The sequence below is a fragment of the Nitrosococcus oceani ATCC 19707 genome, assembly GCF_000012805.1.
Classification (GTDB): domain Bacteria; phylum Pseudomonadota; class Gammaproteobacteria; order Nitrosococcales; family Nitrosococcaceae; genus Nitrosococcus; species Nitrosococcus oceani.
Window position 1 is genome coordinate 1,484,670 of the sequence record NC_007484.1, and the last position, 15,000, is coordinate 1,499,669.

16 protein-coding genes are annotated in these 15,000 nt (G+C 51.3%); 10 read left to right on the forward strand and 6 right to left on the reverse strand.

The window, feature by feature from the left end; translation table 11 throughout:
• Positions 1-78 precede the first annotated feature (78 nt).
• The 6 genes from NOC_RS07270 (at position 79) to NOC_RS07295 (ending at position 7,641) form a co-directional block, all read left to right on the forward strand.
• Positions 79-531 (forward strand): hypothetical protein, encoded by a 453-nt coding sequence (locus NOC_RS07270; protein ID WP_002810423.1) that lies wholly within the window; start codon positions 79-81, stop codon positions 529-531.
• Between the two features lie 167 nt (positions 532-698).
• Complete coding sequence (locus NOC_RS07275) at positions 699-2,207, forward strand: efflux RND transporter periplasmic adaptor subunit (RefSeq protein WP_011330629.1); 1,509 nt, start codon at positions 699-701, stop codon at positions 2,205-2,207.
• A 15-nt stretch (positions 2,208-2,222) separates the two neighbouring features.
• Positions 2,223-5,366 carry an efflux RND transporter permease subunit gene (locus NOC_RS07280; RefSeq protein ID WP_011330630.1) on the forward strand — a complete coding sequence of 1,048 codons (3,144 nt, stop codon included), beginning with the start codon at positions 2,223-2,225 and terminating at the stop codon, positions 5,364-5,366.
• A gap of 174 nt (positions 5,367-5,540) precedes the next feature.
• Positions 5,541-6,122: a beta-class carbonic anhydrase gene (locus NOC_RS07285; RefSeq protein ID WP_011330631.1), complete on the forward strand. Its 582-nt coding sequence runs from the start codon at positions 5,541-5,543 to the stop codon at positions 6,120-6,122.
• Positions 6,123-6,137: 15 nt separating this feature from the next.
• Positions 6,138-7,307, forward strand: coding sequence for a LysM peptidoglycan-binding domain-containing protein (locus tag NOC_RS07290; protein WP_002808802.1), 1,170 nt, complete (start codon positions 6,138-6,140; stop codon positions 7,305-7,307).
• Positions 7,308-7,368: 61 nt separating this feature from the next.
• Entirely contained in the window at positions 7,369-7,641 is a 273-nt protein-coding gene (locus NOC_RS07295) for a TMEM165/GDT1 family protein (protein ID WP_002809142.1), read from the forward strand.
• A 106-nt stretch (positions 7,642-7,747) separates the two neighbouring features.
• Here the strand turns inward: NOC_RS07295 and NOC_RS07300 are convergent, their stop codons facing one another.
• Positions 7,748-9,268, reverse strand: coding sequence for an ABC transporter substrate-binding protein (locus NOC_RS07300; RefSeq protein WP_002810014.1), 1,521 nt, complete (start codon positions 9,266-9,268; stop codon positions 7,748-7,750).
• Positions 9,269-9,693: 425 nt separating this feature from the next.
• Between NOC_RS07300 and NOC_RS17350 the strand changes: the two genes are divergently transcribed.
• Positions 9,694-9,834, forward strand: a complete 141-nt coding sequence (locus NOC_RS17350) for a hypothetical protein (RefSeq protein WP_002809503.1) — start codon at positions 9,694-9,696, stop codon at positions 9,832-9,834.
• 51 nt (positions 9,835-9,885) lie between these two features.
• Here the strand turns inward: NOC_RS17350 and NOC_RS07305 are convergent, their stop codons facing one another.
• The 5 genes from NOC_RS07305 to NOC_RS07325 form a co-directional block, all read right to left on the reverse strand.
• Positions 9,886-10,722 carry a symmetrical bis(5'-nucleosyl)-tetraphosphatase gene (locus NOC_RS07305; protein ID WP_002811020.1) on the reverse strand — a complete coding sequence of 279 codons (837 nt, stop codon included), beginning with the start codon at positions 10,720-10,722 and terminating at the stop codon, positions 9,886-9,888.
• A 4-nt stretch (positions 10,723-10,726) separates the two neighbouring features.
• A complete protein-coding gene (gene apaG, locus NOC_RS07310) occupies positions 10,727-11,110 on the reverse strand; it encodes a Co2+/Mg2+ efflux protein ApaG (RefSeq protein ID WP_147094482.1) in 384 nt (127 codons plus the stop codon).
• 31 nt (positions 11,111-11,141) lie between these two features.
• Positions 11,142-12,149: a glucokinase gene (locus NOC_RS07315; protein WP_002810888.1), complete on the reverse strand. Its 1,008-nt coding sequence runs from the start codon at positions 12,147-12,149 to the stop codon at positions 11,142-11,144.
• The gene (gene pgl, locus NOC_RS07320) at positions 12,146-12,874 is read right to left on the reverse strand and encodes a 6-phosphogluconolactonase (protein WP_002810050.1); all 729 of its coding nucleotides are present in this window, start codon (positions 12,872-12,874) and stop codon (positions 12,146-12,148) included. The genes NOC_RS07315 and pgl overlap by 4 nt, the downstream gene beginning before the upstream one ends.
• A 138-nt stretch (positions 12,875-13,012) precedes the next feature.
• Positions 13,013-13,303 (reverse strand): DUF4342 domain-containing protein, encoded by a 291-nt coding sequence (locus tag NOC_RS07325; protein WP_002810088.1) that lies wholly within the window; start codon positions 13,301-13,303, stop codon positions 13,013-13,015.
• Positions 13,304-13,440: 137 nt separating this feature from the next.
• Here NOC_RS07325 and NOC_RS07330 point away from each other — a divergent pair, with 137 nt between their 5' ends.
• The 3 genes from NOC_RS07330 to NOC_RS07340 all read left to right on the forward strand — a co-directional run bounded on the left by NOC_RS07330 (position 13,441) and on the right by NOC_RS07340 (position 14,953).
• Complete coding sequence (locus NOC_RS07330; protein WP_244860108.1) at positions 13,441-14,202, forward strand: hypothetical protein; 762 nt, start codon at positions 13,441-13,443, stop codon at positions 14,200-14,202.
• Positions 14,203-14,287: 85 nt separating this feature from the next.
• Positions 14,288-14,599 (forward strand): PepSY domain-containing protein, encoded by a 312-nt coding sequence (locus NOC_RS07335; RefSeq protein WP_011330633.1) that lies wholly within the window; start codon positions 14,288-14,290, stop codon positions 14,597-14,599.
• A gap of 129 nt (positions 14,600-14,728) precedes the next feature.
• Positions 14,729-14,953: a hypothetical protein gene (locus tag NOC_RS07340; protein ID WP_002808562.1), complete on the forward strand. Its 225-nt coding sequence runs from the start codon at positions 14,729-14,731 to the stop codon at positions 14,951-14,953.
• Positions 14,954-15,000: the final 47 nt, after the last annotated feature.

Sequence of the window (15,000 nt, forward strand, 5' to 3'; positions counted from 1 at the left end):
TGTTGACGGTTGTTCTCTGACTTGACTATACTGGAACCGATCCCCTCGGGAATATGGGTAATACCTTAAGCAAAATCAATGTATCGTTTCCACCGCTCAAAAGGATGGCTTAGCCTGTGGCTTATCGTCGCGGTGCTGGGGCATTTCGGCTTAAGTCACACTGAAGCCTCTGCTTGGGTGCTTTGCTTTGGGGTAGACAGCCATGTGGCGGTGGAGCCTGCCGATCATAACCATTTTGTTCCGCCTACCTCGAATGGTATTTCTCTTGCTAAAGGGGATGTTTATACTGAGGGGCTAACAACAGGGGAAAGTCCGTGCCTGGATATTCCCGTGGTGAGCGAAGACCATGGCGCCCACAAGCCCTTGAGCGGATTTCAACAGCCTTCCCTCGATGAAGGTCTGGCGGCGGTGGTGCTAATTATCGCCGTTATTCTCTTCCCTCACACGATAACTAAACCAGCTTTTCTTCCCGATCCTTCTATTGTTGACTCTAGGCTGGTTGCCCTTCGTAGCGTTGTCCTTCTGAATTAAATCCTTAATTGCTGTGCTCCCGCGCCGTGTTTCCCTTAAGGGGGGATAACGGTGCCGTACTGCTTGCCTGGAGAACCTGCTTGCAGAACAGGATTCTCTCGCTGGAGTGCTCTTCCCCAGGCAATAAGGATTTTTCTGCTGCTCAACTTTGGATTAAAACTTGGACAATGAAAAGTAAAAGTGTATTCGCTGGGGTTAGCGTGATTTTGGTAGGGCTTGTTCTGGCCTGGCTTATCCTCCATCAGGAAGAAGAGTCACCTAATGGGCCTGCTGAAGGGGAAGCCCATGCCGGCCATGAAGAAGACGGAAAGGCTGAGGAACGCCACCGGCGGCACTTGATCCAAAATGGATTCGAGCTTGAAGTTGGGCTTGAAGAGGGGCAGGAAAGTTCCCCCCATTTTCGGGTTTTTGCCTATGAACAGGAACAGCTGATTAATCCAAAGTCCACGCAACTTGCTTTCCAACTCCAGCGGCCGGGAGAGGCCCCAGAGTTTATAGGTTTTCAGGCTGACGGAGAATCTCTACGTAGTACCCAGCCCATTGCTGAACCCCATATATTTAGGGTTCGAGTGGCAGCCGAGTATCAAGGCAAAACCTACCAGTGGAAATACTGGCAGGTGGAAGGGGGAATCGAATTACAACCGGGCGCTATTGCAGAGGCGGGGATTGGGATTAAGGTGGCTGGTCCCGCGCCCATTAAGACTACCGTGGCCTTCCCCGGCGAAATTCAATACAACCCCCGCCAAGTGGCCCATGTGGTGCCTCGGGTGGAGGGAGTCGTCACCGAGGTGCGCAAGTTCCTCGGCGATAAGGTGAAAGAAGGCGAAATTCTAGCGGTGCTGAAAAGCCGGGAGCTGGCGGATCTGAAAAGTCAATATTTGGTGACTCTTAAACGTTTGGATTTGGCTCAAGAAATTTTTGAGCGGGAAGAACGCTTGTGGAAGGAAAAAGTGTCCGCGGAACAGGACTACCTGGTAGCCAAAAAGGAGCTGGCTGAAGCCCAGGTGCTGATGGAGGCGGCGGCACAAAAACTCCGCGCTTTGGACTTTTCCAAGGTTGATTTGCAGGCTATGGATTCGGAAACCGGAGCGCTTTTTAGCCGTTATGAGCTGGAAACTCCTTTTAGTGGGGAGGTGGTGGAAAAGCATTTGGCTTTGGGGGAGGCCGTGACTGCCAACGCAAAAATCTATACGATTGCCGATCTGTCCACGGTTTGGGGCGAGATTACTGTCTACAGCAAAGATTTAAATCAGGTTCGGCGAGGCCAGGAAGTGACGGTGAAAGCGACGGATATGGCGCTTTCCACAGAGGGCAAGGTGTTTTATATGGGACCGCTGGTGGGGCAGCAGACCCGTTCGGCCAAGGCCTATGTGGAAATTCCCAACCCCCAAGGACGCTGGCGTCCGGGATTATTCATCACAGTGGAGGTCGTGCAGGAGAAAATCAAGGTTCCGGTAGCAGTGACCGCCGAGGCGGTTCAAACTTATCAGAATCGCCCGGTAGTATTCGTTCAGCACGGAAACCTTTTTGAGCCCCGGCCAGTGGTGCTGGGAAGGGGATCGGGCCAGTGGGTAGAGGTGCGCCAGGGGCTCTCGGCAGGCGAGCATTACGTTGCTAGCAACAGCTTCGTGCTTAAATCCGAGCTCGGTAAATCCACTGCCACCCATCAGCATTAATTCAGGAAGGAAGCTATGTTTGAACGGTTATTAAGATCCTCTATCGAGCACCGGGGATTGGTCATGCTGGCCATGGTGGGGCTGATCCTGCTGGGAATTTATAACTTCCAGCGTTTGTCCATCGACGCGGTGCCTGATATCACCAACATCCAGGTCCAGATCAATACCGCCGCGCCCGGCTACTCGCCCCTCGAAACCGAGCAACTCATCACCTTCCCGGTGGAGCTGGCCATGTTGGGCGCTCCCCGGCTCCAGGAGACCCGTTCGATTTCCAAATATGGGCTCTCCCAGGTGACCGTGATCTTCGAGGAAGGTACGGATATCTATTTTGCCCGCCAGCAAATCAACGAGCGCATCCAGCAGGCCAAGGGCCAGCTTCCCTCGGGCATTGAGCCCCGCATGGGGCCTATCGCGACGGGACTGGGGGAAATCGTTCTCTGGACCATGGAGGCGGAACCCGGGGCGCGCCAGCCAGATGGTAGTCCCGTGACCAGTACATATCTGCGCACCCTGCTGGATTGGGTGATTCGTCCCCAGCTTCTTACCCTCCCTGGGGTGACGGAAGTCAACAGCATCGGCGGCTATAAGAAACAATATCATGTGACCCCGAGTCCGGAAAAGCTTATCGCCTATGGGCTTAGCTTCCGGGACGTTATGACGGCCCTGGCGGAGAACAATCAAATGAAGGGGGCCGGCTATATCGAGCACCACGGGGAGCAATTCCTGATCCGGATTCCAGGGCGGGTTTATACGCTGGAAGAGATCCGTAATATCCGGGTAGGCACCTATCAGGGCATCCCCATCCTTATTAAGGACCTAGCGGAAGTTTTGCTGGGTAAGGAATTACGCACGGGTGTGGCCACGAGAGACGGCCAGGAAGCGGTCATCGGCACTGCTTTTATGCTCATGGGAGAAAATAGCCGCGCTGTGGCTCAGGCGGTGGGAGAAAAGCTCACTGAAGCCAATCGCTCCTTGCCGGAAGGAGTGGAAGCCGAGATTTTCTATGACCGGACGAACTTGGTGGACAAGGCGGTCGTCACGGTACGGAACAATCTGGTGGAAGGGGCGGCTCTGGTGATCGCCGTATTGTTTTTTTTGCTGGGCAATATCCGGGCGGCGCTGATCACCGCCATGGTGATCCCTCTGTCCATGTTGTTTGCCATCACCGGTATGGTATCGGAGGGGGTAAGCGCCAACTTGATGAGCCTGGGGGCCATTGATTTTGGCATCATCGTGGATGGCGCGGTGGTCATTGTGGAGAATAGCGTGCGCCATTTGGCGGAGGAGCAACAGCGGCGGGGACGGACGCTAACTCTTTCTGAACGCCTCAAAGTGGTGTATGAATCTTCCGAGGAAGCCCGTCGAGCGATCCTGTTTGGGCAGATGATTATCATGGTGGTTTACATTCCCATTTTCGCCCTCTCCGGGGTAGAAGGCAAAATGTTCCACCCCATGGCTCAGACCGTCATTATGGCGCTGTTTGGGGCCATGATTCTTTCCATTACCTTCGTCCCCGCCGCTGTGGCTTTGTTCATCGGCAAGCGGGTTTCGGAAAAGGAAAATTTCTTCATGAGATGGGGTAGCAAGGCCTATCTGCCCACCCTTGACTTTGCTTTGCATCACCGCACCTTAATGGTGACCTCTGCCGTGGTCATCGTGGCCTTGAGTGGATTGCTGGCGACCCGCCTGGGCACGGAGTTTGTGCCTAGCCTGGATGAGGGGGATATTGCGCTCCAGGTTTTGCGCACCCCGGGCACGGGCCTCCAGCAATCCATTGCCATGCAAGAGAAGGTAGAGCAAGCGTTCAACACGTTTCCGGAAGTAGAAACGGTCGCGGCCCGGATTGGGACGGCGGAGGTGGCCACCGATGTGATGGGGCCCAACATCAGCGATATCTATATCATGCTCAAGCCTCGGGAAGAATGGCCCGACCCGGACCGGCCCAAGGAGGATCTCATCGAGGCCATGTCCCAGCGGATCGCCCGGCTTCCCGGCGGCAAGTACGAATTTAGCCAGCCCATTGAGCTGCGTTTTAATGAGTTGCTTTCCGGGGTTAAAGCCGATGTAGCGGTCAAGGTCTTTGGCGATAATAGGTCGGTTTTGTTAGAGACGGCGGAACAGATCGCGGTTGTCCTCAGAACCGTGCCGGGGGCCTCGGATGTACGGGTAGAGCAAGTCACGGGGTTGCCGGTGCTAACCGTGGAGATAAAACGGCCGGAGCTGGCCCGCTACGGGCTCAATGTGGCCGATATTCAACGAACCGTCGAGGCCGCCATGGGCGGGGTGGCGGTAGGTAAAATCTATCAAGGGGATCGCCGCTTCGATTTGGTGGTGCGCTTACCGGAGCGATACCGGACGGATGTGGATGCCTTAAGGCGCTTGCCCATCCTTATTCCGCCAAGTCTTGGGGCTAGGGCTGGGGCTGCCCAGATTCCAGCTCCGGCTTATATTCCCCTGAGCACCATCGCCGAGGTGCAAATAAGTCCAGGACCTAACCGTATTAGCCGGGAGAACAGTAAGCGCCGAGTGACCACCACCTTCAATGTCCGGGGCCGGGATATGGGCTCCGTGGTGGCGGAAGCACAAGCCAAAATTCAGGCACGGGTGGAGATCCCGCCAGGCTATTGGATCGACTGGGGCGGCCAATTTGAACTGATGACCGAGGCGGCTGAGCGCCTGAGCCTTGTGGTCCCCGTTGCTCTGTTGCTCATCTTTATTTTTCTCTATAGCACCTTTGGCAATCTGAAAGATGGGTTATTGGTCTTTACCGGTGTACCCTTTGCCCTCACGGGGGGCGTACTGAGCCTGTGGTTGCGGGAAATTCCCCTGTCCATTTCCGCAGGAGTGGGATTTATTGCCCTCTCCGGAGTGGCGGTGCTCAATGGGTTAGTGATGATCACGTTCATTCGCATGTTGCGCGATCAGGGCTTGTCCCTAGAAGAGGCCATCCGCCAGGGGGCCCTTACTCGCTTACGCCCGGTGCTCATGACCGCCCTGGTTGCTTCCCTGGGTTTTGTGCCCATGGCCCTGGCCACCAGCACCGGGGCGGAGGTGCAGCGGCCCTTGGCTACGGTGGTCATCGGGGGGATCATCTCTTCGACCCTATTGACCCTTCTGGTATTACCCGTGCTTTACCGGATAATCCATTACAGGGAGTAAAGCGGGTCCATGGCGAATTATTGTGAGAATGAGTAGTTACGGGAAGGAAGTTTGTCTCCGCCGGTATTTGTTTTTTCGATAAAAAACGATGTGCTACACTGTTACTATGGGCACTGCTTTCACCCTCTAACATCTACAGCCAAAAAGTATAATGGTTTCTATGGAGGAATAAAAATGAGCGAAATTCGAAAAGAAATCCTGGCGGCTAACCAGAGCTATGCGGCCAACTTTGGCGATAAAGCAGACTTGCCCATGCCCCCTGGCCGCCATTTTGCTATCTTGACCTGTATGGATGCCCGTTCAGATCCAGCGCAATATGCGGGTTTGGCAGAAGGCGATGCCCATGTCATCCGTAATGCGGGGGGACGGGCCAGCGATGATGCTATCCGTTCCCTAGTTATTTCTTATAAGCTTCTTGGTACCCGGGAATGGTTTGTGATCCATCACACTGACTGCGGTATGGAAACATTTACCAATGAAGTTATGGACAAATTATTGTCTAGCAGCCTTAAGTCCGCCATCCTGGATGGTAGTGGCTGGCATGATAACGGGCCGGGACCCGGAAGTTCGGAAGGCAAATACATCAATTGGTTGACCATTAAGGATCAGACCCAAAGCGTGTTGGAAGATGTAAAGCGTATTCGCCATCATCCTTTAGTCCCTGGGGATCTTCCTATTTACGGTTATGTCTATGACGTCAAAACAGGTAAACTTATAGAGGTGCCCGAAGCGACGGCGGCAGGAAAAGTAGTTTAAGCTAAGCTTGTTGGGATGATGGGGGCGGCAACTCTCCTATCTTTGTTAAAAATGCAAGACTTTCTAATAGTTTTCGGCCTTGCCTTGTTGCCCGCATTGGGGAATTTTGTCGGCGGGCTGTGGGCGGAATTTCTTCGAACCTCAGAACGCGCCCTCAACCGGGCGCTCCACGCCGCGGCCGGTATCGTCCTTGCTATCGTCGCCATTGAACTGATGCCCGAGGCGCTGAAAAGTATCTCCCCCTGGATGATTGCCTTGGCCTTTGCCCTGGGCGGCTTCGCCTATATGGCCCTGGAAGCGGCGATTGAGTATTTGCAGAAGAAAAAAGGAAAGAATAGCTCTGGAAGCACGGCCATGTGGATGCTCTATGGGGCGGTGGCTACGGATTTGTTCAGTGATGGCCTCATGATTGGTGCCGGTTCGGCTGTTTCACCCAGTATGGCGCTTATTTTGGCGCTGGGACAGGTGCTGGCCGATGTTCCGGAAGGGTATGCCGCGATCGCCAATTTCAAGGATAAAAACATCCCCCGTAGACGGCGGTTTTGGCTTTCCGCTTCTTTCGCTTTGCCAGCGCTAACCGCTGCCACTCTGGCTTATTTCCTGCTTCGTGACCAGAATGAAACCCTAAAAATGGCGGGATTAGTTTTTACGGCGGGACTGCTTACGGTAGCCGCTGTGGAGGACATGGTTTCCGAGGCTCATGAAATCGCGCAAGATACGCGCTGGTCGGACTTTTCCTTCATTGGTGGCTTTGTCTTATTTATCCTTGTTTCCGCCGGTTTCAAAAGCTACCTGATAGAAGAGCCTGAATCTGCTGTAGCGGCCAAAGCAGGGGCGGAGGCGCTACCGGCGCTTTCGGTTTCCGAAACAGCCAAGTCTGGGGAAAAAGAGTCTCTCGTAACGCGCCTCCAGGAACGTTCCCGCGAAAAAGACGCCGACATGATTACTAGGCTTCCTCCTACGTCGGCAACCAAAAAATCACAGGAAAAGCGTGCGTTAACGTCTAGGCTGCCGAAAAGGTTGGTTGTCCAGCACGGTGATACCTTGTCGCAGATCGCGGCGCGTCTCTATGGCGATCCTGCTCAATGGCGACTCCTGTATGCGGCCAATCGGGACAGACTTGATAATCCTGATTTACTCAGAGCAGGAATGGAGCTTGTTGTTCCCCTTGATTCGGAAAAATAGAGCGATTAGCTCCGCATGGTTTTTTCTATTAGGCTCTATTAATAAATGGAGAATTACAACATTGGAATACAAAGTGCTCCTCACAGTTTTTGTCGCAGTCTTCATTGCTGAGCTTGGCGACAAAACTCAATTAGCCACTATGTTATTTGCAGCAGATAAAGAGGTAAGTAAGCTCGCTGTATTTATTGGGGCCTCGTTAGCATTAATTGTGGCTTCAGGTATGGGTGTTCTCGCTGGCGGCATCATTTCGCAATATATCAGTGAAAAACATCTGCATTACATTGCTGGAGTTGGGTTCATTGGCATCGGCATATGGATGCTTTTAAAAGCATGAGCGCCTAACAAGGCAAATTCACTCGGACGGCAAAAAAAGCACCGCTCCTTCGTCGCTCTGCTTTTTTTGCCGCTGGTGATCTGCGGCGGTATTTTATCCAATAAAATTACTTCACGTACCGATGGAACCGCACTTCCACCAAGCCATCATAATTCCCATCGGGTGCTAGTTGATAATGACTGATACCTTGATGGGCTGCGAACACGTTATCTTCGTACCAAAGAGGCACATAAGGCAGTTGTTCCAGAAGGCGTGCTTGTAACCGGCGGTAGAGATTGGCTTGCTGGTTTTGATTGTCTGTATTTCCCGCCCGTTCAATTAAAAAATCACTTTGAGGATCGTTAAAATGGCCTCGGTTCGCCCCTTGAGGTGGAGCCGACTCGCTATGAAAGATGTAATGAAAGGCATCCGGCAATTTAACGCCTACCCAGGATAGGCTATACATTTGGAAACGCCCGGCCTTAATATCGCCGTAAAAGGTTCCCCAATCATAACTTTGCACCTCTACCTGAATGCCCACTTGTTGCAGTTGATGCTGAATAATGGTGGCCAGGCGAACCCGGAAAGGATCGCTAGAGGTCTTATAGCTAACGCGGGCCGGAGAATGGGCATTGAAGCCAGCTTCCTTAAGCAGTTTCCTGGCCCGCTGGGGATCATAGGCGTGCGGGGGTAAAGCCGGGTGGCCTGCCCAATGCTCGGGCGGCAGCAGGGCCTGAGCTGGCCGGGCTGCTCCTTTAAAAACATAGCGAATGATCTTTTGACGATCCAAAGCATGGGCGATCGCTAAACGCACTTGAGGTTGGCCTGTTACCGGATCATCGAGATTAAATCCTAGATACGTAAACGTATTCCCCCGACCCCGTTGCAGGGAAATTTCCTCCTTATCTTCCAGGTAAGCCACCAGCTCCTGGGGAAGATCGTTTTGCAGCATGTGGATCTCCCCACGGAGTAATTTTAATACCCGCACCGTGGGATCGGGTACATGAACAAATACAAACCCCTGTCTATCTCGTCGCCGCTGGAGTATCAATCGGCCCTCTTCCGGCCACGCCTTAAAGCGAAAGGGACCATTGCCTACCGGAATGCGATTCAAAGGGTGACCCACAGCTATTAGGGAAGCAGGGATTATCCCCAGGGTAAGCCGCCCTGGAAACAGGGAATCAGGTTCTTTCAAAACGAAGTCAATGGTTTCTGGATTGGGCACCGCAATAGACTGCACTTTATCCAAGGAAGCTAAAAAAGGCGAGCCATTATCTGGATCAAGTACCGAGGTATAGGTCGCTTTCACATCCTGAGCGCTAAGCTTGCTGCCATCGTGAAAGCGAGGACGATCAAGCTGTAATCGAAACCGGTAGCGGCTCGGAGACAGTTGTTGCCAATGGGCTAAACTGGGGATGGGCTTGCCGCTGGCATCCAAATCAACGAGGGGTTGATACAAGAGGCGGGTAATACGGGCTGAGGCGGCATCCGTGGCATAGCGGGGATCAAGGGTAAGGGGTGAGGTCGCCAGGCCAAAACGTAAAGAATTCCTGTCCTCATAACCAGAACTACAGCCTATGAGCAAAACTATGCCAATCAACAAACCCAACGTTCGCCACCACCGGACTATGTTTCTTGTTCCTCTCATTTCGGCAAAACCATTGAATAATGGGCACTCAATGTAGCGAGTTGCCCCATAAAAATTAGCGTTATTTTTAGGGCAATCAAAGCTAATATTAAAAAAAACAGCAGAGAACAGCAGAGATAAGTTGACTCAAGAGAGGGTACCAATATAACCCGTTTTCATTCTTGGCTCCGCCGGCCACTTTCTGGCCTGACCTTAGTGTAAAAATAATAGTCCTAATTATCATCCTATAGCCTCTCACGCTATAGTTACCCAGCCAGAAGAAACGTGGAAGAAAGAAGTCCTATTAGTCTACTTAGTACTGGAGAGCTAGTGGAAAGAAAACGTTGGAGATAAATCTGAGTGAATCAGTTTACTGGTTTATTTCTGCATAGGAGGGCGCAACTCTAGGGTACAAAATTGAGGGGGCGGGCTTCCGAGACTTGAGCTTGAAGAAAGCGCTTATCGGCGGAGCACTTTTCAAAGCAGCAAAGATTAATCTCGCTGATTTGCGTCAACTGAACCGCGAAGTATTGACCCAAGAAAGCTATCTCGCATTCCAAAAAGCCTCAAAAAAAGCAAATATCTGATGCCGAGCGCTAGTTAGGTCGCTCCCGAACAGCCGGATAACCGCTTAAATATTAAGTAATCTTGCTATATCCCTGGCAATCTACAAAAAACCATTGCGGTTCCTCCTTATCTAGGCGCAAGGCTACTAACTGCCCTCCCCAGACACAACCTCCATCCAGCGCGAAAACAGGCCCTTCGTAAGGGCCAACCTCCAGAGTAGCCCAATGGCCAAAGACGATGCGTTCTCCGTGGCTTGCTCGATGAGGCACCTTAAACCAGGGCATCAAGCCGCCCTTCGTTTGAGTTCCCGGAGATTCTTTGAATTTCAGGGAAAACCGCCCTTTAGCGTCACAATAACGCAACCGAGTCAAACAGTTGCTAATCGTCCGCAGACGCTCCCAGCCTTTTAGATCATCTCTCCATTGCACTGGTTTATCACCATACATATGGGCCAGAAAATCCCGCCAGTTTGGCCCCTGCAATACCGCTTCCAATTCTCTGGCGCAGGACTCTGCCGTGGCAATATCCCATTGGGGGGGTAACCCAGCGTGAATGAGCGTTATTCCCAGCTTAGAATTCCGATATAACAAGGGAAGATGGCGTAACCAGGTTATGAGTTCCTCCCGATCCGGCGCCGAGAGAATAGCAGCTAAGGTATCCTTGGAATGGAGGGGCTGAAGACCCGCTGCCACCGCCAGTAAATGGAGGTCATGATTGCCCAGTACGGTAATCGCCCGCTTTCCCAGGCCGTGGACGAAACGTATAACCTCTAATGATTTGGGCCCCCGGTTGACCAGATCGCCGGCAAGCCAGAGCTGATCCGCCTGCTCGTCAAAATGAATTTCTTTTAATAACTGCTGGAATTCATCGTAGCATCCCTGGATGTCGCCAATCGCGTAGATAGCCATACCTTCAATGTAAGGAGCCCGGCATCGCTAGGGTGAAAGCGGCGATCTCGGCATCAAAGGTTACGCCATCTTCTCCTACCATGCCATAACAACCATGCATGGTGCCTACCGGTGTTTCGATCATGGCTCCGCTGGTATAGCAAAATTGTTCCCCTGGTTTGAGAGAAGGCTGCTCTCCTATGACCCCTTGCCCCCGAACTTCCCGAACTTGACCTTCCCCGTCGGTAATGACCCAGTGCCGGGTTAGCAGCTTGACGGCAATCGTTCCCAAATTATGAATAGTAATAGTATAAGCAAAGACATAACGGGCTACAGCAGGATCGGATTGTTCTTCGATAAAAGTTGTCGCTACTTCTACTATTATCTTATAAGGCTTAGGTTGTTCCATAAAACAAATATTATCTAAAGCATCAACAATTCTATAATTGCTCATAAGCTAATCTCATTGCTAATCGCGAGGCTCCCAGCAGGCCAACCTTGGACTCCAATATGACCTTGACAGGGATTTGTTGCATAAGCTCAGAGAGTCGTCCTTTACTTAGGAAAGCCTCCATAAATCCGCCCGCCTGCAGGCGTTCGAGGATCTTGGGCGCGATGCCGCCAGCAACGAAAAGTCCTCCCCGCGGTAAACAAGCTAGGGCTAAATTGCCCGCTTGCGCGCCATAGATCTGGACCAGCAGATCCAACGCTTGTCCTGCTAACGGGTCTCCATGCTCCAGAGCAGAGCGGCTGATGGCCGCTGCCTGATCGCCCTCGCTCAACGCCTTTTTCAAGGCCGGGCTTTCAGCCATGCCGCTGGTTTCCTTCAAAAAATGGTAGAGCGTGACTAAGCCGCCGCCTGATAATACCCGTTCGTAGGAAACATGGTCTAACTGACGAGAAAGATAAGTCAGCAATGCAATCTGGAGTTTTCCCTGAGGGGCAAAGTCTACATGACCTCCTTCAGTAGGTAAAACCTGGTAGTGACCCGTTTGCTCCTGCCATACGAGCAATGCCTGTCCAAGCCCGGTCCCAGCGCCAATAACCGCCTGGGGAGCGGCGGCTTCCGGCTTGCCTGACTGGAGTATTGCGAAATCGTCTGGCGTTAGACCTTCAATGCCATAGCCGATGGCCGTGAAATCATTGATTAAAACCACTTGAGGCAGCTCGAATGTTGCCTCCAAATGTGTTGCATCCAGCCGCCAGGGGAGATTAGTGGCCGTCGCCACGCCTTGCGTCACGACGCCTGCTACAGCAAAACAAGCACCCCTAAGGCCGTTTCCTGTACTGCTCGTCTCTGTCAAAAATGTTCGCAGGAGATCATCAAAGCTTGAATAATCACCGCTGAGATAACGCTGTTCCGCAAGAACCTGCGGAGTGTTTTCCCCCCAGTCAGCGATCTGAAGTAAGGTTTTGGTTCCTCCAATATCCGCAGCCAATACTTTCATTTTGTTACCTCCCACTTGCGGGCTGCCTCCGCATCCAAATACCAGCTAACCTCACCTTGAGCCTGCAAATGCTGCACCGGCAAAGTCTTGTCCGCTGAGGGGGATAAGACGTGGGTAACGACCGCCGCCTTATCAGCGCCAGTGACAAGAAACAGGATCTGGCGAGCTTTTTCAACGGCGGGGTAGGTTATACTAATACGCCAAGCCTTTAATTTTTTTACATAAACTGCCGCTGCCAAACGATCACGGACTGTCAATATGGGGGTCTCGGGAAACAAAGAGGCGGTATGGCCGTCTGCGCCTAACCCCAATAATATCAGATCAAAAATTTCCCCCTCCGGCAAATGAGACTGTAGCACTTGCGCATAGTCGTCTGCCGCCAGCTCGGGTTCCGGAAACTCGGTCTGTATTCTTAAAATCTGTTCCGGAGGAATGGCTACCGAATCGAGCAAGGCCTCTCGGGCCATACGGTAATTACTATCCGGGTGATCTCTGGGCACATAGCGTTCGTCCCCAAAGTAGACATGAATCCGGCGCCAGTCTATTTGGCCGGCATAAGGCTCCGTTGCTAATAATTGATATAAGGCTCTCGGCGTGCTCCCCCCGGCCAAGGCGATATGGAAGGTTCCCGCCCTTTCAATGGCTCTTTTAGCCGTTCTCACCCAATACTCCGCCGCACTGTGATAAAGGGCCGCCGGAGTAGGAAAAACCTGAATATTAGCCATAGTAATCCTCTAATGAGTTCTAGCAAAATGAACGCAATCCCGCTCCAGCAGGGCATCTAGCAGCATTTGCTGCGCACGCTAAAAGCGAGTAACGCGGTAATTCAGCAAACGCCACTTTTCTGTTCCGCCGGTACCAAGTTAACCGCCATCATCAGTTCTCACAATCTCAATTTTTATTTGTTTAAACAAGGCCACCAGCGCACTTAGTGCCAACAACATCGGGGTAAAAAATAGCAATATCCCACCGATCGCGACCCCGACCGTCAGCGGAATCTCCATAAAAACATGGCCGCTAGGCTTGCGGATAACCAAACGATGCAAGTTACCCTTTTTGAGCCATTTATTAATAAAATTCAAAACTTCTTCATATTTCTCCTGGGTTTTATCTATCTGAGGGCGGTTTATATTTTTCCCGGATTGCTCTCCCATCTCATTCCCCTATCGTTAACGATTCTCCCAAAAAATCCTGCGGTTAATCTTATTTTCAGATCAATCTATTACGTTGGTATAGCCCAAAATATTTCTAACCGGGATAAAACCGCCCAATGCGGATTAAGGGGATATCAGTGTTTACAAAAAAAAGATATAAGGTTCGAAAATCTGCTGTTATTTTAGCTATTTTCTCGCTAGCTATGCCAGCTATCAGCAACTCAGCAGAGGACGTTCCGTCCAATTCCTATCCCCATATCCCCGAACCCATGGTATTTGATTTGGTCCGCCCTCTTGGGGCGCTGAAAGGAGAATTGGAAGCGAATACCCTGCTGCAATATGACTTTGCTCATGATCGGACAGAAGCAAATCCAGAGGTAGAGTATACCTTTGCCGATGGCTACGGCATTGAATTTGAGCTACCGATAGACAATACCTCCGAGGAAGGTACTTCTATTGCAGCCTATAAAATTTCATTGCAGGGCACTTTTAATTACCCGCAGAGCAGTCAATTTATCCATGGTTGGCAGTATTCTGGGGAGTATTTCCCTGATCAAAACCAATATCAAAACAATGCACTTTATTTATTCGGATATCGGTTTAATAAACGTTGGAGCACGCTTAACATGGTGGGATTGCGCCGTACCGATCTTAGCTCAAAAGGACATTTTGAGGGTTTATTCAATAGCAATCTCTTCTACACCCTATCGCCTCGATTAACAATGGGATTGGAGATCAATTGGAAATATAAATCCAATCGCCCTGATCAAGTTTTAATCATTCCCCAGGCGCATTTAAAATTTACTAAACACACCGCGCTGCAATTTGGCGCCGGCATGCAGCGCGTACTAAACCGTAATTTTGCCCACCTAGCGGCACGGCTCATTTTTACATTCTAAGTATCAATCCTTATTCATAAATAATTCAGGCACGGATCGTAAAGTGATCACTCGATACTCAGCAACACCCCTTAAGGAGGGTTCAATGAACGCAAGAAAATTGATGTTAATCATGAGCATTCTAGGTTTGGCGGGTACAGGGATAGCCCATGCCGATGATATCGGTCCAGACCAGGCAATTAAGTTGATGCAGGAGGGTAAAATTCAGTCCTTTGAAAAACTCAACGAAGCTGCCCTTGCTAAACATCCCGGCGCCACCGTAGAAGAGACCGAGCTGGAGAAAGAGCGCGGCGGCTATGTGTATGAAGTAGAACTGCGGGATACCCAGGGCGTTGAGTGGAAGGTAGAACTCGATGCGGTAAGCGGTAAAATTCTTCGTGATGATAAGGATGATTAATGACCCATGGGGCGGCTAGAAGGCCGCCCCTTTCACCTGGAAATACCCCCCGGCTCTTTGCAAGCCCCGTTCATTTAGAATCGTACAGTTGGATACTCAATACGCAGCAACAGCCCCTAAGGAGCGCCCATGAACATAGAACAATTGTCATTAATTGCAAGTATTTTAAGCCTGGCTGGCACGATGATAGGGTATACCGATACTATTAGCGTTGATCCGAACCAAGCGGTAGAATTGGTGAAAGAAGATAAAATTCAACCCTTTGAACAGCTTAACAGATTTGCGCTTGCCAAGCATACCAATGCCACTATGGAAACTAGCAAACTGGAATCGGAATATGGCCACTATACTTAACAAAGTAGAATTGCGGGACGCCCAAGGTATTCAATGGGAAGTGGAGC